The organism is Tsukamurella soli, assembly GCF_039541155.1.
Lineage (GTDB): Bacteria > Actinomycetota > Actinomycetes > Mycobacteriales > Mycobacteriaceae > Tsukamurella > Tsukamurella soli.
Window position 1 is genome coordinate 45,607 of the sequence record NZ_BAABFR010000016.1, and the last position, 20,863, is coordinate 66,469.

Genomic DNA, 20,863 nt, shown 5'->3' on the forward strand with positions numbered 1-20,863 from the left:
TCGCGGAAACAGTGGCTACCGACCGGTAACCCGGTGAACTATGGAGGGATGAACACCTACATGGACAGCACCGTCGATCTCGCAGAGGATGCCGAGCCCGGGACCCGGGTCGACACTTTCACCGGTCAGGAGCTGTACGACGCCTACCACGAGGACTACGACGCGATCACCCGCCGCGAGGCGCGGATCTACAGTCGCAGCGGCCAGGAGCTCGCGGCCGGGCGGCTCGACGGGCTGCGATTCGTGCCGGTGGGGCGGCCTGCCGCCGACGGCAGCACCGACACAGAGGTCCTGTACAGCTTCGGCTCCCTGACCCCCGACATCCCGTGGGACCGCACACACCGGATCGAGCTCGCCCCGCGGTAGCACCACGGCGCCGACAGGCCGCGTCGTGGGGCGCACAGCGGTCACTGTCAACCGCTGATCAGACCCGCTCCGCGGCGAGGATGCGGCGCTCGAGCGCCACCGTGACCTCGGCGATCCGGCTCGGTACCAGCCGTGCGATAACGTCCATGGCGACGGCGTCCGAGCCGACGCGGACCCTCGGCCGGCCGCGGGCGACACCGTCCAGGATGATCCGGGCCGCCTTGTCCGGCGGCATCTTCAGCAGCTTCTCGGTGTAGGTACGGTTGCGCGCCTCCTGTGCGGTGGTGAGCGTACGGCCGGTCGATCGCGCCAACGCGGCGGCGCTGTCGGCGATCGACGTGGCCACACCGCCGGGGTGGACGACGGTGACGCGCACCGGATGTCGGTCGAGCAGCATCTCGGAGCGCAGCACCTCCGTGAACCCGCGGACCCCGTACTTGGTCGTGCAGTACGCCGACAGGCCGGGCTGTGGGGTGAAGCCGTTGAGGCTGGAGATGTTGACGACGTGCCCGTCGCCGGAGTCGATCAGGTACGGCAGGAACGCCTGGGTCCCGTGGATCACACCGGCGAGGTTCACCCGGAGAACACGCTCGTAGTCGGCCCACTCGTGGTCGAGAACGCTGGAGTTGAACGCGATTCCGGCGTTGTTGTATATCTGGTGGACGCCGCCGAACCGCGCCGCGACATCCGCCGCGAACGCGCCGACCGCCGCGCGATCCCCCACGTCCACGAGGTACGGCTCCGCCTCGCCGACGCACAGCGACGCGGTGTGCGCCGCGGCCACCTCGTCGATGTCCGCCACGGCCACCCGGGCGCCGCGGGTGCTGAGGCCCACCGCGAGCGCGCGGCCGATCCCCGAGCCCGCACCGGTCACCGCGGCGACCTTGCCGCGGAAACAGCCCGCGCTCACACCAGCTCCCGCTGCTTCAGGGCGGCCGACGCGGCGAAGTGCAGGTGCCGGTCGGCCACCTCACCATCGCGAAGCAGCCTGCAGTCCTCCTGGTAGCCCTTGGACATGAGCCACGGCGCAGCCGTGCCCTGCTTGGGCAGCCGGTCGAGCGACCGCTGCACGTAGCCCGCGCCGAAGTCCAGCAGCGGCCGCGTCTCCATGCCCGGGTCGGCCTCGGCCCACGCTGTGTCGACCCCCGTCTCGTCCATGTGCCGCAGCAACTTACAGAAGTACTCGCACAGCAGTCCCACCTTGAGCGTCCACGACGAGTTGGTGTACCCGATCGCGATGGCCAGGTTGGGCACTCCACTGAACATGGTGCCGCGGTGGACGACGGTGTCGGACAACGTCACCGGCTCGCCGTCGACGGTCAGCGACATCCCACCCAGGATCTGCAGGTTGAGACCCGTTGCGGTGACGATGATGTCGGCCTCGAGCTCGCGACCGGACTCGAGCCGGACCCCCGCCGCGGTGAACGTCGCGATCCGGTCCGTGACCACGGAGGCGGAGCCGTTCCGGATGGCCTTGAAGAGGTCACCGTCGGGCACCGCGCACAGCCGCTGGTCCCACGGGTTGTACGGCGGATTGAAGTGCTCGTCGACGGGGAAGCCCTCAGGCAGCCGCTTCGCGTTGACGCTGCGGATGATCCGGCGCGCGAGCTTCGGGAAGCGTTGGCAGAACAGCCAGATCCCTCGCTGCTGCGCGATGTTCTTCCGCCGGGTGAGGGCGTAGCCCCGCTCCTCGCCGAGGAATCGGCGCAGCGCGATGGCGATCACGTCCTCGCGGGGCACCGGCATGATGTATGTCGGGGTCCGCTGCAGCATGATCACGTGAGCAGCGGTCCGCGCCATCGCCGGTACCAGGGTGACGGCAGTGGCGCCGCTGCCGATCACGATGACGCGCTTGCCCGCGTAGTCCAGGTCCTCGGGCCAGTGCTGAGGGTGGACGATGGTGCCCTGGAAGTCCTCTCGACCGGCGAACTCCGGGGTGAAGCCCTCGTCGTAGCGGTAGTAGCCGGTGGCCCCGAACACCCAGTTCGCGGTCAGGCGAGTGCGCTCCCCGGTGTCGGTGCGCTCGATGTCGAGGGTCCAGCGCGCGTCGGCGCTGGACCAGTGTGCCGCCATCACCCTGTGGTGGTAGCGGACCGCGGTGTCGACGCCGGCGTCGCAGGCGGTGCTGCGGAGATAGTCCAGGATGCGGTCGGCATCCGCGATCGACTGGCGGTCACGCCACGGCGCGAACTCGTACCCGAACGTGTGCAGGTCCGAGTCCGAGCGGATTCCGGGGTAGCGGAACAGGTCCCAGGTCCCGCCGGAGGCGGCACGGCCCTCGAGGATCGCGAAGGTGCGGTCGGGATGCTCGACGCTCAGGTACCGCGCGGCGCCCAGTCCGGATATCCCGGCACCGATGATGGCGACATCGAGATGCTCGACGACTGTGTCCGTGTTGCTCATACCAACTCCTGTTTTCGGCGGGTTCCCGCTGCGTACTGATTCGAGTGTCGCGTGAGGGGCACCACTTGCGCGAGCACGGATCGCAACACGATCATGGTGCGCATGGTGCAGAATGCCCACGACGGCTGGCCGACACTCTCCAATCGGGGGGCGGAGCTGTTCCGCGAGGCGGTGCGCACGGCCCTGGCTCCACAGTCGGGGGTGCTGGCCGCGATCCACGAGGCGGCACTGAGCGGCGAGCGGATGCGCACCGTCGCCGCGGACCCGGTACTGGCCGAAGGGATCCGGCAGACCACCACTGCCAACCTGCTGCACTGGGCGTCGGCCAACGTCGAGCACCCCGGCGAACGGGTGGTGCCGGTGCTCGGCCCGACCGCGCTGGCCACGGCCCGCGACCTCGTACGGCGCGGCATGGACCGGGACGCCCTCGACTCCTACCGCACATCGCAGGAAGCGGTGTGGCGGCTGTGGCTGCCGATCTGCTTCGATCTCAGCGACGAGCCCACCGAGCTGCGCGAGTTGCTCGTCGTATCGTCGCGGTCCATCGCGACGTTCATCGACGACACCATCTCCGCGATCTCGGCGCGCATGGAGGCGGAACGCGACGACCTGACCTCCGGCACACCCGCGGAGCGGCGGGCGACGGTCACCCTGGTACTCGAAGGGGCACCCGTGGACCGCCCCCGCGCCGAGGGCCGCCTCGGGTACCGGTTCGACGGCGCACACACGGCCGCGATCGTCTGGGCTCCGCCGGGCACCGCGCCCCGCGATCTCGAAGCGGCGGCAGAGGCGTTGATGCATGCATCGGGCGCCGCGCGCCGGCTGACCGTGGTCGCCAGCGCCGCGACGTTGTGGCTGTGGTTGCCGGGTCCGGCACCGTCGGGCCTCGACGCGCAGCGGGCCATCGCGAGCTGCCCCGGCGTGCGTGTCGCCATCGGCCGGACGGCGACGGGGCTCGACGGCTTCCGCCGCAGCCACCTCGACGCCGCAGCCGCACAGCGAACGCTCGCGGCGCTGTCCCCGGGCCGACGACTCGCGTTCTTCGCGGACATCCAACTGGTCGACCTGCTGCGCGATAAGCCCTCGGACGCCGCCGAGTTCATCGCGGACACGCTCGGCGCGCTGGCGCACGCCGAGCGGGAGCTGCGCGAGATCGTGCTCGCCTACGTCCGCGAGCAGTGCAACACGTCGCGCACCGCGGAGCGGCTGTACACGCACCGCAACACCGTCCTGCGGCGGCTCGCACGCGCCGACGAGCTGCTCCCCCGGCCGCTGGCCGACAACGTCGTGCACGTCGGGGTGGCGCTGGAGCTGCTGTCGTGGCAGATCGATCCGGCGTAGGAGACCGGATTCAGCCCACCCGGCTCGCCGCGGTGCGCGCTACATCGGTCAGGGTGTCGCAGCCAGCACCGTCCCAGCCGACGACGCTGAGGATGCGCTCGCGGGGCAGAAGCACGAACAAGGTGGTGCTCTGGGCGTCGACCACGCACGCGGCCTGCGACCCCACGCCCGACACCGAGGTGACCTGCGCGCCGCCCTCCGGGGTCCGCTCCAGCGCGAACGAGGAGGCGGCGCTGACGGGGTACGCCCCCGGCAGATCGAGGACCACCGTCAGCAGCCTGCTCCCAGCCTTGTACCCGCAGCTCGGGGACACCGATCCGCGCTCGTCGCCGGCCGGTGCGGTGGTGACGCCGCCGCTACCGAGGGCCTTCGCGGCCTGGTCGCTCGTGAGCCACGAGCACGGCTCGAGCGCGGCCGGCTCGGCGGGATCCACCGGGGTGACGTGGACCGAGATCGGTTCGGTGCGGGACACCGCGGTGCCTGCCGACGGGGTCACCGACGTGATCCGGAAGTCACCGGTCGGCGTGCCCGTCAGCTCGTCGGTGTCGTCCGGCCCGATGGCGTGAGCGAAGTCGAAGCACCCGAGCCGATCCTCCGCCTGCCGAAGGATCATGCCGACGACGGGAGGCACCGGATGGGGCCACGACATCCCGTTACATGCGGCATCCTCGGCCTGCGATGGCGACACGGCGGAGGGGGCTGCGACGGAGCTCGTGGGGGCGGTGGTTCCACCGGACCCGCATGCGGCCAGTGGCAGGGCGAGGGACGCGATACCGACGACGACCGCCGCGAGTCTGGTGTGCACCCGAGCATCTTTTCACCGCCCGGGCCACCAGACGAATCGTGGCGACTCACACGCTCCCGGAGGGCGATCAGAGGCTCTTCGCCATCAACGTCAGTTCACGCCGTCGCAGTCGCGCTGCAGCGCAGTGGCCGCGGCCACGGTCGCGGCAGCGTCGGGCAGCACATCGGCACGGGCGTTCGCATTGCGCATCGTGCTCATCTGAGCATTCATTGCGGCGACAAGGTGATCGGCGTCGCCGACCCAATCCCCGTTCGGCAGATCCCAGATGATAGAACGCCCGGGCAGCCCGGCCAGTTCATCCGCGTACAGCCAAAACGGGTACGTTGCGAGCATCTTGTTCCTCGCGTCCTGGATGTCGGGATCGGTCCACCGCCAGCCCCTCACTCGGGCGGCCTTCTGCAACTCCGCCGCAGTAGCCATCACAGACGGAACCGATTCGCGCACGATCTCACAATCGGTCCGGCCATCGGCGGCGGCGGGCGAGGCCGGAACCAACGCCCCGACACCCACCAATGCCGCAGTCGCCGCTGCTGTAGCCACCTGCTTGAACAACTCGACCATGCAACATCCCGTCTCACCAGTCGAACGAGCCACGACCTCTTCTGTGCCCGACCGGGTCATCGTGCGTGCTCACCCCTGCGAAAACCCGCGCGCCATCTGCCGGACCGCTGTGGCGATCGGCCAGTCGCTTACCGGCGACACAGCCACCTACGGGAAGTGCAGATACTCACCGGTGGTTCGGACGCTGACGATCGGGCGCCTCCCCAATGAGCGTCTGGACGTTCGATCAGGCGATGCACCGTCGGTAAGCCTGTGCGCAGGCAGCGCCGTGCGACGACATGGAGTGCGTAGTGCTCGACTACGCCGGTGCGCGAGCCGGCCTCGGTCGAGAAGTGGCCGCCCGAATTGGAAGAAACACAGCAGGCTGGGCATCATAGCCCGCCTGACCTGCAAGAATGGAGCCGCCTGCGAGAATCGAACTCGCGACCTTTTCATTACGAGTGAAGCGCTCTACCGACTGAGCTAAGGCGGCGTGGCTCTGTCCGCCGGGGCGGAACGAACCGAGTGCACAGTCTACTGACGGTCGCCCGCTGCACCAAACCGGGTGGTCGTCACCGTCGCTGCGTCCGCAGGGCCGTGGACACGCCCGCCGCCATGGCGTCGAGCGCCACCACCGGCTTGACGTTGAGATCGATCGCCTCGCGGCACTCGAGCACCGCCTCGACACAGGTCAGCAGCCCCTCGGGCGTGGCGTACGCGGCCAGCTTGCGGGTCTGCTCGGCCTCGTCGGGGTGCATGAGCGTCACCGCGGCCCCCGTCGACTGCACCAGGGCGTCGCGCAGCAGCGCGGCGAGATCGATCAGCGCCCGGTCCAGCGTGTCGCGCACGGCGCGCGTGCCGCGGGCCTTCTGGCGCTTCTCGAGATCCTTGAGCTGACCGGCCGAGCCGCGCATCGCCCCGGCGGTACCGCGGCCGGTGCCGCCCGCACCCAGCGCCGTTCGCAGTTCCTCTGTCTCACGCTCGTTGAGTCCCGCGTTCAGTTCCTTAGCGGCGGCCTCGGCGTCGCGCAGCAGCTGTTCGACGGTGCCGTACACCCCGTCGGACATGGCCGCACGGGCGACGCTCAGGGCCTGCTTGCGCTGTGCCTGCGCGTGCGGGTCGGTGGCCAGGCGCTTCGCGCGGCCCACGTGACCGCCGCTCACCCCCGCCGCCCACTCCGCACGCTCTGCGTCGATGCCGTCCCGCTGGAGTACCTCGGCGATCGACGTCGCCGACGGTGTGACCAGCGGCACGTGCCGGCACCGCGACTTCAGGGTGACCGAGATGTCCTCCGGATCGACCGTGGGGGCGCACAGCAGGACGATCGTCTGATCCGGCGGCTCCTCGACCATCTTCAGCAGCGCGTTGCCGGCCTGCTCGGTGAGCCTGTCGGCGTCCTCGATCAACACGACCTGCCACTTGCCCACCGACGGCCGGCGCGAGGCGTCCGCGACCACCTCACGCATCCGCTTGACGGCGATCGACAGGCCGTCGGGCGCGATCGCTCGGACATCGGCGTGGGTGCCCGCGAGCACGGTCGTGCAGGCCCGGCACCGTCCGCACCCCGGCTCCGCCGGGTCCTCGCACTGGAGCGCAGCGGCGAGCGCACGCGCGGCGATGGACCGGCCGGAGCCGGGCGGACCCGTGAACAGCCAGGCGTGCGTCATCGCCGAGCCGGACAGGTCGGCCACCGTCCCCGAGCTCGCCGCGACGTCGCGGGCCGCTGCCGCGGCGGCACGCAGCACGTCGACCACCGGCTCCTGCCCCACCAGCCGCTCGAAGACCCCGCTCACCCCGACCACCCTAGCCATCCGCCGCGACACCCGACGGAGACGCACAGACCGAACGAGACGAACGCGCACGGACCGAGCGGGCATCCCGGGCACAGCAGGCTAAGTTGGGTGGGTGTCGAACGCGCCCAGCCGACTGAGCAGCGCCCTGCGTCTGGCGCGCTGGCTGGCTCGTACCCCGTGGCCGGTGTTCGCGCTCGACATCCTGCGTTCCAACGTGTTGGGCGCCGTGTTCGTGTTCGGCTTCCTGCGCTTCGCGCTGCCGGTGGACGAATCGGTGCAGTTGCAGACGATCGGCGGGCTCAACCTGGTGCTGTTCATCGGGTATCTGATGCTGGCGACCGTCGTGGGATTCGCGGTCGGTGGATATCTGACGACACCGGTGATCCGCTGGCACCGCCGCAGCGCCCCGTACGACCCGGAGATCTCCAAGCGGGCGCTGGCGCTGCCGCTGCGGATGTCGCTCCTGCAGGCCGCGCTGTGGTTCGTGGGCGGCGGCCTGTTCGTGTTCGTCAACTTCGACACCTCCCGCCGGATCTCTGTGGTGATCGCGCTCACTGTGCTACTCGGGGCGGGCACCACATGCGCGCTGAGCTACATGCAGACCGAGCGGGTGCTGCGGCCCATCACCGTCACCGCGCTCGCGCAGGAGCCGCAGGGCTCGGAGGGACTGTCGGTGGCCACCCGCATCGTGCTGAGCTGGGTTCTGGGCACCGCGATGCCGCTGCTGGGCATCGTGATGGTGATCATCATCCAGCACACCGGCATCCTCGACATGCGGACGAAGCCCCTCGTCGACCCGGTGCTGTTGCTCTCCCTGACCGCCCTCGCGGCGGGCTTGTTGGGGACGGTGCGGGTGGCGTCCGCGATCGGCGATCCGATCAAGGAGCTGTTCCGCGCGCAGCGGCGGGTGCGCGACGGTGACTTCACCGCGTCGGTGAAGATCTACGACTCGAGTGAGCTGGGCCTGCTGCAGGCGGGCTTCAACGACATGGTGCACGACCTGGCCGAACGCCAGCGGATGCGGGACATGTTCGGCCGGTACGTCGGCGAGGACGTGGCCCGGCAGGCACTGGAACACGGCACCCACCTGGGCGGCGAGATCCGCGAGGTCGCGGTGCTGTTCGTGGACCTGGTCGGGTCGACGCGGCTCGCGGTCACCGAGGAGCCCGCGGCCGTGGTGGACCTCCTGAACGACTTCTTCAAGGTGGTGGTGGACCTCGTCGACCTGCACGGCGGGTTCGTCAACAAGTTCCAGGGCGACGCGGCGCTGGCCATCTTCGGTGCCCCGCTGGCGCACCCCGACTACGCCGGCGCGGCGCTCGCCGCATCCCGGGAGATGCGCGTGCAGCTGAGGGAGGTCCTCGGCGGCACCGGCTTCGGCATCGGCGTGTCCGCGGGGACGGTGGTGGCCGGCCACATCGGCGCCAAGGCGCGGTTCGAGTACACCGTGATCGGCGACCCGGTCAACGAGGCCGCCCGGATCACCGAGATCGCGAAGACGGAGCCGTCGTGCCTGCTTGCCGCCGCCCGCGCCGTGGCGGCCGCCACCCCCGCGGAGCAGGACCTCTGGACGCTCGGGGAACGGATCGAACTACGCGGCCGCGGGGAGCTGACCCAGCTGGCCCGGCCGGTCACCTTCGAGTAGCCCGCCGGTGACTTCGCCGGGTCGCCCGACCAACCCGGTCGGATCAGAACGGCGGTTCGATCTCGATCGTGGCGGTCCCCGCTCCCGCCGTCCCCGTCCTCGGCGCCGTAGGCTTCGTCGCCGGCGCCTTCTTCGCCGGCGCCTTCTTCGCGGGCGCCTTCCTGGCCGTCGTCTTAGCAGCGGTCGTCTTCGTGGCCGCGGTGGTCTTCTTGGCGGCGGTGGTCTTCTTCGCCCCGGTCGACTTCGCTGCTGTCGACTTCGCGGCGGTCGACTTGGCCGCCGTCTTCTTCGCAGGTGCCTTCTTGGCCGCCGTCTTCTTGGTCGCCTTCTTGGCCGGCTCACGCAGCCGGCGATCGGCGAGCAGCTCGGAGGCGCGTTCATCGGTGATCGACGCCACCTCGTCGCCCTTGCGCAGGGACGCGTTGGTCTCGCCGTCGGTCACATACGGTCCGAACCGGCCGTCCTTGATCACCATCGGATTGCCCGACACCGGATCGGAGCCCAGCTCCCGCAGCGGGGGCGTCGCCGCACCCCGGCCACGACGCTTCGGCTCGGCGTAGAGCTTCAGCGCCGCATCGAGCGTCACCGTGAACAGCTGGCCCTCGTCGGTGAGCGACCGGGAGTCGGTCCCCTTCTTGAGGTACGGCCCGTACCGGCCGTTCTGGGCGGTGATCTCCTCGCCCGACGCGGGGTCGACGCCCACGACGCGCGGCAGCGACAGCAGCTTCAGCGCGTCCTCGAGCGTCACGGTCTCGATGTCCATGGACTTGAACAGCGAACCGGTCCGGGGCTTGGGTCCGTCGGGCTTCTTGGCCTTCTTGGCCGGCTTACCGTCGCCGTCACCGTCGCCCTCGTCGAGGTCCTGCGGCGGCTCGGGAAGCACCTCGGTGACGTAGGGGCCGAACCGCCCGTCCTTCACGACGATCTCGTGGCCGCTCTCGGGGTCGACGCCCAGCAGCCGCCCGTCCTGGGGGGTCGCGAACAGCTTCTCGGCGACCTCCTCGGTGAGCTCGTCGGGAGTCATCGACTCCTTGATGTTGGCGCGCTGGCTGACCTCGGCACCGCTCTCGTCGAGCACCGTGCGCTCGAGGTACGGCCCGAAGCGGCCGACTCGCACGAACACGGTGCGGCCCTCCGAGTCGTCGTACAGCGGGATCGAGTTGACGGTCCGCGCGTCGATGCCCTCGAGGTTCACGCTCACGAGCTGCTTGAGGCCCGTGCCATGCGTCATCTCGGCGGTCTCGTCGTGCCCCGTCGGATCCTCGCCACCGAAGTAGAAGCGCGACAGCCATTCGGTGCGCCCCTCGTCGCCGGACGCGATCTGGTCGAGATCGTCCTCCATCGATGCGGTGAAGTTGTAGTCGACGAGCGTGCCGAAATGCCCCTCGAGCAGTCCCGTCGCTGCGAAGGCGACCCACGAGGGCACAAGCGCGTTGCCCTTCTTCACCACGTACCCGCGGTCCTGGATGGTCTTGATGATCGACGCGTAGGTCGAGGGTCGGCCGATGCCGAGTTCCTCGAGGGTCTTCACCAGCGAAGCCTCGTTGAAGCGGGCCGGCGGGCTGGTGGTGTGGTCGTCCGCGCTGAGCTCTGCCGCCGTGACCGTCTGGCCCTGCCTCAGCTGCGGGAGCCGCGACTCGGCGTCGTCGGCCTCGCCCGATGAGGTCTCGTCCACGGTCTCGACGTACGCGGACAGGAAACCGGGGAACGTGATGGTGCGGCCCGACGATGAGAATTCTGCGGACTCCCCACTCGTGGAGGTCCCCTCGATACGCAGGCTCAGGGTGGTGCCCTTCGCGTCGGCCATCTGGGAGGCGACCGTGCGCTGCCAGATCATCTCGTAGAGCCGGAACTCGTCCGAGTTGAGCACCGACGCCAACTGGCCGGGGGTCTGGAAGGTGTCGCCGGCGGGTCGGATCGCCTCGTGTGCCTCCTGCGCGTTCTTCACCTTGCGCGTGTACTGCCGCGGCGTCGGGTGCACGAAGTCGGGTCCGTACAGCTGCCGCGCCTGGCTGCGCGCGGCATTGATCGCCGTCTCCGACAGCGTCGTGGAGTCGGTACGCATGTAGGTGATGTAGCCGTTCTCGTACAGCCGCTGCGCCACCTGCATGGTGCGGTCCGTCGAGAACCGCAGCTTGCGCCCGGCCTCCTGCTGCAGCGTCGACGTCATGAACGGCGCGTACGGCCGGCGGGTGTACGGCTTCTCCTCGACCGACGTCACCGTCATCGGGCGGCCACGCAGGCCTGTGGCGAGCGCCTCGGCCCGGGCGCCGTCGAGGACCACGACGCCCGACGCGCGCTTGAGCACGCCGACGGAGTCGAAGTCGCGTCCGGTGGCCACCTTCGCGCCGTCGACGGCGACGAGACGCGCCGAGAACTGCCGGGGCTGGGCGTCCGCACCGGCGTCGATGCGCGCCGCGATGTCCCAATACGACGCCGACCGGAACGCCATGCGCTCGCGCTCGCGGTCGACGATGATGCGCGTGGCCACCGACTGGACGCGTCCCGCCGACAGCCGCGGCATCACCTTCTTCCACAGCACGGGGCTGACCTCGTAGCCGTAGAGGCGGTCGAGGATGCGCCGGGTCTCCTGCGCATCGACGAGGTTCATATCGAGGTCGCGCGGGTCCGCGGCGGCGGCGAGGATGGCCTGCTGGGTGATCTCGTGGAACACCATCCGCTTGTACGGGATCTTCGGGCTCAACGCCTCCAACAGGTGCCACGCGATGGCCTCGCCCTCGCGGTCACCGTCGGTCGCGAGATAGAGCTCGTCGGCGTCCTTGAGCAGCGCCTTCAGCTCGGCGACCGTGGACTTCTTGTTCGGCGAGGTCACATACAACGGCTCGAAGCCGTGGTCCACATCGACACCGAGCCGGGCCCACGACTCGCCCTTGTACTTCGCAGGGACCTCAGCCGCACCGCTCGGGAGATCACGGATATGTCCCATCGACGCCCGCACGGTGTAGTTCGCGCCCAGGTACGACGCGATCTTCTTGCCCTTGGCGGGGGACTCCACGATCACCAGACGCCGCACGCCGTTAGTGCTCTTGCCAGCCGTCGCCGATGCACGTTGTGCCATGAGGATCCGCCTTCCTTCCATCTCGCCCGGCCGCGACTGTCTGCGCACCGGGCGATTACAGCGGCGCAATCCGGCACCGCGGCTCCACCTTATATACAGGTGCCGCTGCACGCGTCCACGCCCGGGCCGATCCGCCACCGCACGGGCCGCGGGTACGAATGGGGCGCGCGTGGTCAAAAGGGGTAGGGCCAGGCCTCCGCGGCGAGCGCGCCGAGCGGCGGCGCGCCGACCATCTCCGCCAGCCGGACGAGCCGACGGTGGCCGGTCACCCGCAGCGCCGGACGGGCCCCGCGGGTGCCGACGAGGGTCGGCGCGACCCCGGTGCGCATCATCGCGGTCGCGAGCGGCGCGTAGGAGTCCGGGCAGTGCGGGTCGAGCCCGAGGAGGTAGCAGTCACCGTCGGCCTTCCCGGCGGCGAGCGCCCACACGCGGACCGCCCGCGATCCGGGCACCCAGCCCGCGGGCACCACCTTGACGGCCCCACGTGTCCACGCGGCGGCGATCTCGGCGAGCGCAGGGGTCTGCGCCACACCGACCACCGGCGATCCCTCCTCGGACCGTCCCCGCTGTGGATCGAGGCCGGACTCGACGATCATCTCCGCCAGCGCGTCGGCGCGCCAGTCGTCCGCAACGACCGCGGACACCCGCGCCACACCGCCCACCTCGACCACCTGCCCCGACGCCGCGAGCAGACCCGCCAGGTCGGCGGGCGACGGCTCGGCCTGATCGGCGGAGAAGAGGGACAGCTGGACCACCCGTCCAGCGTAGGGCTCGGCCGCCGTTCCGCCCCGTAACCGACGCCGATGTGCCGAGTCGCGGCGGTGGCGGCCCCGAAGAAAAGGTCGATCCCCCCGACCCACGAGGGGTTGGGGGGATCGTCAGCGATCTAGTCGCGTGGTGAGATCAGAGCGCGCGGACGCCGGTCGCCTGGGGCCCCTTGGTGCCCTGGCCGACCTCGAACTCCACCTGCTGGTTCTCCTCCAGGGTGCGGAAGCCCGACCCCTGGATCTCGGAGTAATGAACGAAGACGTCATCCGAGCCGTCAGACGGCGCGATGAAGCCGAAGCCCTTCTCCGCGTTGAACCACTTCACAGTTCCCTGTGCCATTGAGATGTTTCCTTACTTGTCCTGCTACCGGTACGGCGGGAGCCCTGGGGACTTCCACCCGGCCGGTTCCGGCCGCCATACCTTCATGGAGCCGCTCGCGGTGACCCGCGCTCAAATCCTCAGTACCACGCCCGCAACATCGATCCCCCGGCTCCGGCTCTGTGTTCGAACCGGCCCGGAGGAGCTGCGACCGCACACAGTCAACCACGATTTCTTTCGCAGGGACAGTTCCGCAGCAAAATTTGCCTCGTGTTAACCATCTTCCGAACGATTCGGATCGGTTCCGGTACGCCGGTACTATGGTTCCGCGCAGCCTCGCAGGATCGCCCGGCGGGCTGCTGACGGAGAGAATCGTTTTGCAGCACAACACCTTCGGGCAAGAACTCCTCGTTCGCGTCCAGGCCGGGGCCGGCGCCGGTACGCCGGCGACCACCCACGTGTCCGAGATCGCTCCACGCCGAGCCGAATTCGCGGACTGGCCTGCGTGGACACCGCCGGAGGTGCGCCGGTCGTTCACCGACGCGGGCGTCGAACGGCCCTGGCACCATCAGGTCGCCGCTGCCGACCACGCCCACTCCGGCCGACACGTGGTGGTGTGCACCGGAACCGCGTCGGGCAAGTCGCTCGCCTACCAGCTCCCGATCCTCTCCGCGCTCGCGACCGACGCGCGTGCCACCGCCCTCTACCTCTCGCCGACCAAGGCGTTGGGGACCGACCAGCTGCGGGCCGTGCAGGCGGCCATCGCGGGCCGGGCGGCCTTCGACACCGTCTCACCCACGATGTACGACGGTGACACGTCGCGCGAGATGCGCAGATGGGCGCGCACCGACAGTCGCTGGGTGTTCACCAACCCGGACATGGTGCACATGGGCCTGCTGCCGTCGCACGCCCGGTGGTCGCGCCTGCTGCGCGGACTGCGTTACATCGTGGTCGACGAGTGCCACCACTACCGCGGCGTGTTCGGCTCGCATACGGCGCTCGTGCTGCGCCGACTGCTTCGGGTGGCCGCCCGGTACGGGGCGCGGCCGGTGGTGATCGCGGCGTCCGCCACCACGGCGAACCCGGCCGCCGCCGCGTCACGGCTGATCGGTGAGCCCTGCGAGGCGGTCACGCAGGACTGCTCGCCGCACGGCTCGCGCACCGTCGCCCTGTGGGAGCCACCCCTGCTGCCCGAGGTGACCGGCGAGAACGGAGCGCCCGTGCGGCGCTCCGCGGGCGCAGAGGCCGCGCGGATGATGGCGGACCTGGTCGTCGAGGGTGCCCGGACGCTCGCGTTCGTGCGCTCGCGGCACGCCGCGGAGACCACGGCGTTGCGCTGCCGGGCGATGCTCGCCGAGGCGGCGCCCGAGCTGGCCGGCCGGGTCGCGTCGTATCGGGCCGGGTACCTGGCCGACGACCGGCGCGCCCTCGAGCGGGCGCTGGCCGACGGGCGACTGCTGGGGGTCGCGACCACCAACGCGCTCGAGCTGGGCATCGACATCGCCGGGCTCGACGCGGTGATCGTGGCCGGCTTCCCCGGCACCGTCGCCTCGTTCTGGCAGCAGGCCGGCCGCAGCGGTCGGCGGGGACAGGGCTCGCTCGTGCTGCTGGTGGCGCGCGACGACCCCCTCGACACCTACCTGGTGCACCATCCGGAGGCGCTGCTCGGTCGGACCGTGGAGGCCACGATCACCGATCCCACCAACCCGTATGTTCTTGCGCCGCATCTATTGTGCGCCGCCGCCGAGTTACCGTTGACCACCGCCGAGGTCGAACGGATGGCGGCGTGGCCACTCGTGGAGCAGTTGGTCGAGGACGGGTTGCTGCGGGCGCGGCCGGCGGGGTTCTTCGTGGCGCCGGGCGTCGAGCCGCACGGCGACGTGAGCATCCGCGGCGGCTCCGGCGCCCAGGTGCTGATCGTGGTCGGCGAGACCGGGCAACTGCTGGGCACCGTCGATGCCGTACGCGCGATGTCGACGGTGCACGACGGTGCCGTATACCTGCACAGGGGCGAGTCGTACGTCGTCGACGCGTTGGACCTCGACGAGGGCATCGCGGCGGTGCATCCGGAGGAGCCGGAGTGGACCACGTCGGCGCGGGACACCACGGAGGTGACGGTGACCTCGGTGCTGCGCGAGCGCGACCTGGGGCCCGTGCAGCTGCAGTTCGTCGACGTCGAGGTCACCGAGCAGGTCGTGGGTTACCTGCGGACCCTGCGCACCGGTGAGGTGCTCGACGCGGTCGAGCTGGATCTGCCCGCGGTGACACTGGAGACCCGGGCCGTGCTGTACACGATCACCGAATCCGCGCTGCTGCGTGCCGGATTGGACACCGAACGCTGGCCCGGGGCTCTCCATGCGGCAGAGCACGCCGCGATCGGGCTGCTGCCGCTGGTCGCGTCCTGCGACCGGTGGGACATCGGCGGCCTGTCGACCGCGCTGCACGCCGACACCGGCCTGCCCTCGGTGTTCGTGTACGACGGGTACTCGGGCGGCGCGGGTTTCGCCGAGCGGGGCTACGAGATGATGCGCGAGTGGCTCACCGCCACCCGGTCGGCGATCGCGTCGTGCGAGTGCGAGCACGGGTGTCCGTCGTGCGTGCAATCACCCAAGTGCGGCAACGGGAACGATCCGCTCGACAAGGCGGGTGCCGTGATGGTGCTGGACATCGTGCTGGGAGGGCTGGGGGCCTGACGATCCGCGCCATGTCGTGGGCGCCCGGAACCGCGCGATCGCCGGCCGTCCATCGGGAGGTCCACTTCCCGCCCGCGCTCCCGCCTGCTCGCCTCCCGCGGTAGAGAAGCGCTTCCGCGGACGAATAACTTTCCACGGGAGCGATTTCCGGATGCTGGAGCAGCCTGGAACCCCGCCTGAGACGCGTCCAAGGGCTGCGGAACACGATCAGTCCCGCCGACCGACGGGTGTCCCGGCCGCCCTCTGCTTGGGCGGCAGCGTCCGGGCGAAGTCGACGCACCTGCCCACCCATTCGCGCAGGGCGGGGTCGGATGCGACGCCCTCGGCGGCGACGCGTAGCCAGCCCCGCATGGTGCGGCCGCCCATGATCGCGGTGCCCACGTGCGGCTCGCCGGACAGCCACTCGTAGTCCTCGGCGTCGATCCGGACCAGGACGCCGTCTTGCGACGCGGCAACCGCCATGTGCCCACCGACGAGGAACGCGAGGCCGCCGAACATCCGCTTCTCGGTCGCGCCTGGCTCCTCGGCCATCAGGTCCCGGATGCGTTCCGCGAGATCCTCGTCATACGCCATGGGAGCAGTGTGGCCGATGGACTCCACGCCGGGTCCGGCGCTGATCGGATCTGCACGGCGGCAGTCGGACTCGCAAAGCCACGGTCGCCCTGCCGCCGGAGACCGCTCAGTCCGCGGTCGCCTCTTCGGTGAACTTCCAGACATCGGCTTCGGTGAGCCCGGCCGCCCGCTCGGAGTCCTGCAGGGGGAGACGGTAACCGCGACGAGCGAACAGGGTTGCCCGCGAGCAGGCGATCTCGCTCAGGTCCGTCACGACCTCGGTACCGAAACCACCGTCGTCCAGTGCACTCATCGACGTCCTCCTCCCGCTAAACGATCTCCATCACGACAACCCACATACCGATACCCGGATCGTACGCCGGATCGGACAGGACGTAGCGAAGGCCGCGGCCGAGCAATACCTCTCCTTGACCGGCGACCGATAGCTCGCCGACCGCTGCCGCTGGAGTACCCGCAGGTAGCCGAACGATCAGCCGGACCGGGTCGGCGTAGGCCTTCGTCCGTCCACCATCGGCGTACATCGTCGTGGACAGATAGCCACGCTCGACTCGGACGACGCCGACGACTCTCGCGAGGTCGCCGCCGCCGGCGAGCCGGAACGCGTCGAGGTCGACGGTTCGCACGAGTACCGTCTCGCTCTGCATCGGGTTCTTGGCGAGGACCGCGTCGAGATCCCTGACCCGCGCGGCCGCCCACGGATCTGCCGGCATCCCGCCGCGGCGCAGCCAGCCGTTGATCCGCTTGTGCCCCTCGCCGGTGTACTCGATCACGGACCGCCGATGGCGACCGGTGAGGCCGGCGACATGCTCGCGGCTCGTACGTAGCCACACCGGATCCGGGCCGGCCGGCGGCCCGCTCACAGCGGACCGGCACGGGCCGCGGCGGCGGCCGTGGACGACGCGAACAGCGCGAACCGCGCATCCACCTCGACCCGGACCACCACCTCCAATCCCTCGGTCCCACAGTCCCGCAACCGACCGCCGTTCGCGGAGGCGATGCGCGTGGCCGCGACACACGCCGCGTCGGCGTCCACCACCCGCGCAGCCGCCGCGAGCGCCGCGAGATCGGCCGCAGCCTGCGCCCGGTGCCTCGCCGCCACCGCCGCCGCGACATCGGTGATCATCACCGCCACCGTCAGCAGCGCGGCGATCATGAGCGCCGCCAACACCGTGGCGACACCGTCATCACCCTGCAGGCCGCCACCTCGGCCGCCCCCACCGGGTCGGCGGAGATCACTCACCGTCGAGGCCCGGCTCGGTGGCGGCGACGGCGACTCCCGTCACCGTCAGGCCCGGCAGCAGCGGCACATCCGCCGAGACGCGGACGGTGACGGCACCGTCATCCCGCGACACCGACGACGAGGCTCCACCCGGCGCCACTGCGGCGACAGCGCTCGACGCTCGCGCCGCATCCCCGAGCGCGTGCAACCGCGCACCCTCACGCGCCGCGTCCACGCATCGGACGTACGACGTCATCGCCGTGACCGCCCCGATGCACGCGATCAGGACCACGACGAGCGAACCGATCGCCAACGCAGCCTCGACGGTCACCGCCCCCACCTCCGACGAGAGCACCCGCGCTACCCCGTGCTGGTGTTGAGCGCCTTGCTGATGATCGACGTCAACCCGCTGACGATGTTGTCGCCGGTGACCACGCTGTACAGCACAGCGCCGAACGCGGCGGCAGCGATCGTCCCGATCGCGTACTCCGCGGTCGACATCCCCTCCTCCTGCGTCATCAGCTCGATCATTCTGCAATGCAGTCGATTCCACATTCCACTCCCCCTTCATCCGAACACGCCCGCCTCACAGCAGACCCCCGCCGAGCACCTTGCCGGCAAGTCCCATCACCACGGGCACGATCCCGAGGCACACGAATGCGGGCAGGAAGCAGAGCCCGAGCGGGCCGCTCACCGACACCGCCGCACGTTCGCCGGCTGCGACCGCCCCGTCCTCCGCTGCCGCACGTCGCTCCGCCGCCAGATCTGCGAGGCCGCCCGAGGGCGAGGCGCCCGCTCGCGCGGCGCGGACCAGCAGCCGAGACAGCGCAACCACCGCGGGGTCGGTCGACTCGGTCCGCCACGCCGCCTCGACGTCGCCGCCGAGCGCGAGCAGTTCCGCCGACCGGATCAACTGCTTCCCCAACGCCTCCGGCGCCGAGCCGGCCACCACTCGGGCTGCATCGGCCACCGGCATGCCCGCGCGCAGGCACACCCCGAACAGGTCGTAGGCGGCGGCCGCCGCGAAGGAATCGATGTCGGGGGTTCGCCGCGGCCACCACCGCGGGCGACGCCCCGACCGCTGTCGACGCGGAGAATGGCCGGGCCGGCCGATCACCCCGAGCCGATGTGCGGCCCCGCACGGCGTCGCAAGGAGTGCCGCCGCCAGCAGGACCAGCGCACCCGCCGGGCCGGTCACGACGCGCCTCCGTCGGCCCCGGGCGATGCCGTGGCACCGTCGGCGCCCCGGGTGATGGCCGCCGCCCAGAGCAGCCCGGCGCACGTGAAGGTCACCCCGACGACGAGCATGATTCCGCCGATCCCACTGCCACCCAGCAGTATCCGGACGGGATTCGCGCCGATCGCCTGACCGAGACCGATGCCCAGCACGGGCAGGCATGCGAGCACCGTCGCCGTGGCGCGCGCCCCGGCCAGCGCCGAGCGCGACCGCTCCGCGAACCGCGCTCGCGCGAGCAGGTCCGCGCGGACCGCGGCGAGGAGGTCGGCGATCGGCACACCGTGGCGGCTGCCGGTCTCCCACGCGACCGCGATCCGAGCCCACGAGGCGTCGTCGCCGCACCGCGCGCGAATTCCGGCGGCGACGTCGCCACCCAGTGCGGCGCGGCTCGCCATCTCGTCGAGGGTGCGCCGCACGCCGGGGTGCGGCGATTCGCCCGCGGCCTCCCGGCAGGCCGCCGCGGGATGCGCGCCGACACCGAGCTCGGCCGTCATCGCTGCCACGGCCTCCACGACCGCCGCATCCCGCTCCGCCGCGACGCGGCGCCTGCGACCGGCCGCGAACAGCTGGCGCAGGGTGAGCGTGAGGATGACGGCCGCGAGGACGCACAACGGCCCGGCCGTCACCGCGACGAGCGGGAGCGCGAGGATCGCTCGCTCCCTGGTCACCCCGACGGCACGGCGCCCCGCAGCACCGCGGGTTACTCGTGAGAGTCGTTGCGCGGCAGCGGACTGCGGTGCGACGAGGAGCGCTGTCGCCGCCAGAAGCAAGGGCACGGTCATCGGGCGGCCCGCTCGTCGAGGAGCGCCCGGAAGCCGTCCGCCGCCGGCGTGAACCCCGTCCCGCGGTGCCACACCGGCGTCACCGCGACCAGCCCGTCAGCGCCGCGCACCACGGTGCCGACACTACGCACGCCCCGCACCCCCGCGGCCGACCGATGAACCTCCACGACGGCCTGGACCGCGGCCGCGAGTTGCGAGTGCAGGGCGGCGCGGCCCATCCCACCCAGCGCCGCCAGTGCCTCCAATCTCGCGGGCACCTCCGCCGGTGCGTTGGCATGCACAGTGCCCGCGCCGCCGTCGTGACCGGTGTTGAGCGCGGTGAGCAGGTCGACCACCTCCGCGCCACGCACCTCGCCGACCACGATCCGGTCGGGCCGCATGCGCAGGGCCTGCCGGACCAGGTCGCGTACCGTGACCGCGCCGGCACCCTCGACGTTGGCGCCGCGCGCCAGCAGCGAGACCACATGCGGGTGAACGGGATCCAGCTCGCGCGCATCCTCTATACACAGGATCCGCTCGGCCGGGTCGACGGCGCCGAGCATGCCGGACAACAGTGTCGTCTTCCCACTGCCGGTACCTCCGGTGACGAGGAACGCGAGGCGGGCTCGGACGATGTCGCGCACCACGCCGGCGATCTCGTCCGGCACAGCTCCCGAGGCGATGAGCGCGTCGAGGCTCTGCGTGGCCGGGCGAAGGACACGCAGCGAGATGCACGTCCCGTTCGTGGCCAACGGGGGTAGGACCGCGTGCAGCCGGACGCCGACGCGGCCGCCCCGGCCGCGGGTCCCGGCCGCCGCCGGGAGATGGCCGTCCACCCACGGCTGCGCGTCGTCGAGACGCCGTCCCGCGGCCAGGGCGAGGCGGGTCGCCAGGCGTCGCACGGCATCGTCGTCTTCGAACTCGATCGGCGTGCGCTCGAGTCCGCGCCCGCGGTCGGCCCACACATGCCCGGCACCGACGACGAGGACGTCGGCGACGTCCGGGTCGCCCAGTAGCGGCTCGAGGCGGCCCGCGCCCACGAGTTCCGTCTCGAGGTACGCGAGTCCGTCGAGAAGTTCGGTATCACCCAGCACGCCCCCGCATTCCGCGCGCAGCGCCTCTGCCATGACATCCGGGGTGAGGTCACCGGCGGTGTGTGCGAGCCGATCGCGCACCCGGGACAGCAGGTCGCCGCTCACGCCGCGTCACCCCGCGCGGCGCGGCGGACCGCGAGACCGTCCAGAATCCGGCCGGCGGCCGCCGCGAGGGGCGACGACGGTGCCGGGCTCAGCCCGCCACCGTCGAGCGCGGCGTCCAGCCCG

At 71.0% G+C, this 20,863-nt stretch carries 21 protein-coding genes and 1 tRNA gene; 4 read left to right on the forward strand and 18 right to left on the reverse strand.

The features are described 5' to 3' along the window. Window positions 1-48 precede the first annotated feature (48 nt). On the forward strand, window positions 49-366 hold the full coding sequence (locus ABD908_RS07310; protein ID WP_344993063.1) for a hypothetical protein: 318 nt from the start codon (window positions 49-51) through the stop codon (window positions 364-366). Between the two features lie 58 nt (window positions 367-424). Here the strand turns inward: ABD908_RS07310 and ABD908_RS07315 are convergent, their stop codons facing one another. Together ABD908_RS07315 and ABD908_RS07320 are read right to left on the reverse strand one after the other, a co-directional pair. Next, window positions 425-1,276 carry an SDR family NAD(P)-dependent oxidoreductase gene (locus tag ABD908_RS07315; RefSeq protein ID WP_344993066.1) on the reverse strand — a complete coding sequence of 284 codons (852 nt, stop codon included), beginning with the start codon at window positions 1,274-1,276 and terminating at the stop codon, window positions 425-427. After that, window positions 1,273-2,769, reverse strand: a complete 1,497-nt coding sequence (locus ABD908_RS07320; RefSeq protein WP_344993069.1) for a flavin-containing monooxygenase — start codon at window positions 2,767-2,769, stop codon at window positions 1,273-1,275. Before ABD908_RS07320 ends, ABD908_RS07315 begins: the two co-directional genes overlap by 4 nt. Window positions 2,770-2,871: 102 nt before the next feature. Between ABD908_RS07320 and ABD908_RS07325 the strand changes: the two genes are divergently transcribed. Further along, complete coding sequence (locus ABD908_RS07325) at window positions 2,872-4,110, forward strand: PucR family transcriptional regulator (protein WP_344993071.1); 1,239 nt, start codon at window positions 2,872-2,874, stop codon at window positions 4,108-4,110. Between the two features lie 10 nt (window positions 4,111-4,120). Here the strand turns inward: ABD908_RS07325 and ABD908_RS07330 are convergent, their stop codons facing one another. From ABD908_RS07330 to ABD908_RS07345, 4 genes are all read right to left on the reverse strand, one after another. Further along, entirely contained in the window at window positions 4,121-4,723 is a 603-nt protein-coding gene (locus tag ABD908_RS07330) for a hypothetical protein (RefSeq protein ID WP_344993073.1), read from the reverse strand. Between the two features lie 282 nt (window positions 4,724-5,005). Further along, complete coding sequence (locus ABD908_RS07335; protein ID WP_344993074.1) at window positions 5,006-5,476, reverse strand: hypothetical protein; 471 nt, start codon at window positions 5,474-5,476, stop codon at window positions 5,006-5,008. Window positions 5,477-5,872: 396 nt separating this feature from the next. Beyond that, window positions 5,873-5,948 (reverse strand) — tRNA-Thr (locus tag ABD908_RS07340). A gap of 79 nt (window positions 5,949-6,027) precedes the next feature. Continuing rightward, window positions 6,028-7,248 (reverse strand): DNA polymerase III subunit delta', encoded by a 1,221-nt coding sequence (locus ABD908_RS07345; RefSeq protein ID WP_344993075.1) that lies wholly within the window; start codon window positions 7,246-7,248, stop codon window positions 6,028-6,030. A 112-nt stretch (window positions 7,249-7,360) separates the two neighbouring features. On the opposite strand from ABD908_RS07345, the gene ABD908_RS07350 reads away from it, so the two are divergent. After that, the gene (locus ABD908_RS07350) at window positions 7,361-8,893 is read left to right on the forward strand and encodes an adenylate/guanylate cyclase domain-containing protein (RefSeq protein ID WP_344993076.1); all 1,533 of its coding nucleotides are present in this window, start codon (window positions 7,361-7,363) and stop codon (window positions 8,891-8,893) included. Between the two features lie 43 nt (window positions 8,894-8,936). On the opposite strand, the gene topA is transcribed toward ABD908_RS07350, so the two are convergent. The 3 genes from topA to ABD908_RS07365 all read right to left on the reverse strand — a co-directional run bounded on the left by topA (window position 8,937) and on the right by ABD908_RS07365 (window position 13,079). Beyond that, window positions 8,937-11,972, reverse strand: a complete 3,036-nt coding sequence (topA, locus tag ABD908_RS07355; RefSeq protein ID WP_344993077.1) for a type I DNA topoisomerase — start codon at window positions 11,970-11,972, stop codon at window positions 8,937-8,939. A 173-nt stretch (window positions 11,973-12,145) separates the two neighbouring features. Further along, complete coding sequence (locus tag ABD908_RS07360; protein WP_344993078.1) at window positions 12,146-12,727, reverse strand: hypothetical protein; 582 nt, start codon at window positions 12,725-12,727, stop codon at window positions 12,146-12,148. A gap of 148 nt (window positions 12,728-12,875) precedes the next feature. Beyond that, on the reverse strand, window positions 12,876-13,079 hold the full coding sequence (locus tag ABD908_RS07365; RefSeq protein ID WP_275478578.1) for a cold-shock protein: 204 nt from the start codon (window positions 13,077-13,079) through the stop codon (window positions 12,876-12,878). Window positions 13,080-13,435: 356 nt separating this feature from the next. On the opposite strand from ABD908_RS07365, the gene ABD908_RS07370 reads away from it, so the two are divergent. Further along, window positions 13,436-15,751 (forward strand): DEAD/DEAH box helicase, encoded by a 2,316-nt coding sequence (locus ABD908_RS07370; RefSeq protein ID WP_344993081.1) that lies wholly within the window; start codon window positions 13,436-13,438, stop codon window positions 15,749-15,751. Window positions 15,752-15,958: 207 nt separating this feature from the next. Here ABD908_RS07370 and ABD908_RS07375 read toward each other — a convergent pair whose 3' ends face one another. The 9 genes from ABD908_RS07375 to ABD908_RS07415 form a co-directional block, all read right to left on the reverse strand. Beyond that, the gene (locus ABD908_RS07375; RefSeq protein WP_344993083.1) at window positions 15,959-16,324 is read right to left on the reverse strand and encodes a TfoX/Sxy family protein; all 366 of its coding nucleotides are present in this window, start codon (window positions 16,322-16,324) and stop codon (window positions 15,959-15,961) included. A 106-nt stretch (window positions 16,325-16,430) separates the two neighbouring features. Further along, entirely contained in the window at window positions 16,431-16,616 is a 186-nt protein-coding gene (locus ABD908_RS07380; RefSeq protein WP_344993084.1) for a hypothetical protein, read from the reverse strand. 16 nt (window positions 16,617-16,632) lie between these two features. Next, the gene (locus ABD908_RS07385; protein ID WP_344993086.1) at window positions 16,633-17,184 is read right to left on the reverse strand and encodes an ADP-ribosyltransferase; all 552 of its coding nucleotides are present in this window, start codon (window positions 17,182-17,184) and stop codon (window positions 16,633-16,635) included. Beyond that, a complete protein-coding gene (locus ABD908_RS07390) occupies window positions 17,181-17,564 on the reverse strand; it encodes an Rv3654c family TadE-like protein (protein WP_344993088.1) in 384 nt (127 codons plus the stop codon). Before ABD908_RS07390 ends, ABD908_RS07385 begins: the two co-directional genes overlap by 4 nt. Beyond that, the gene (locus tag ABD908_RS07395) at window positions 17,557-17,874 is read right to left on the reverse strand and encodes a TadE family type IV pilus minor pilin (RefSeq protein ID WP_344993090.1); all 318 of its coding nucleotides are present in this window, start codon (window positions 17,872-17,874) and stop codon (window positions 17,557-17,559) included. Before ABD908_RS07395 ends, ABD908_RS07390 begins: the two co-directional genes overlap by 8 nt. A 29-nt stretch (window positions 17,875-17,903) precedes the next feature. Further along, complete coding sequence (locus tag ABD908_RS07400) at window positions 17,904-18,098, reverse strand: DUF4244 domain-containing protein (protein ID WP_344993092.1); 195 nt, start codon at window positions 18,096-18,098, stop codon at window positions 17,904-17,906. A 31-nt stretch (window positions 18,099-18,129) separates the two neighbouring features. After that, window positions 18,130-18,741 (reverse strand): type II secretion system F family protein, encoded by a 612-nt coding sequence (locus ABD908_RS07405; protein ID WP_344993095.1) that lies wholly within the window; start codon window positions 18,739-18,741, stop codon window positions 18,130-18,132. After that, the gene (locus ABD908_RS07410; protein ID WP_344993097.1) at window positions 18,738-19,562 is read right to left on the reverse strand and encodes a type II secretion system F family protein; all 825 of its coding nucleotides are present in this window, start codon (window positions 19,560-19,562) and stop codon (window positions 18,738-18,740) included. The genes ABD908_RS07405 and ABD908_RS07410 overlap by 4 nt, the downstream gene beginning before the upstream one ends. Then, the gene (locus ABD908_RS07415) at window positions 19,559-20,740 is read right to left on the reverse strand and encodes a TadA family conjugal transfer-associated ATPase (protein WP_344993099.1); all 1,182 of its coding nucleotides are present in this window, start codon (window positions 20,738-20,740) and stop codon (window positions 19,559-19,561) included. Before ABD908_RS07415 ends, ABD908_RS07410 begins: the two co-directional genes overlap by 4 nt. Window positions 20,741-20,863 lie beyond the last annotated feature (123 nt).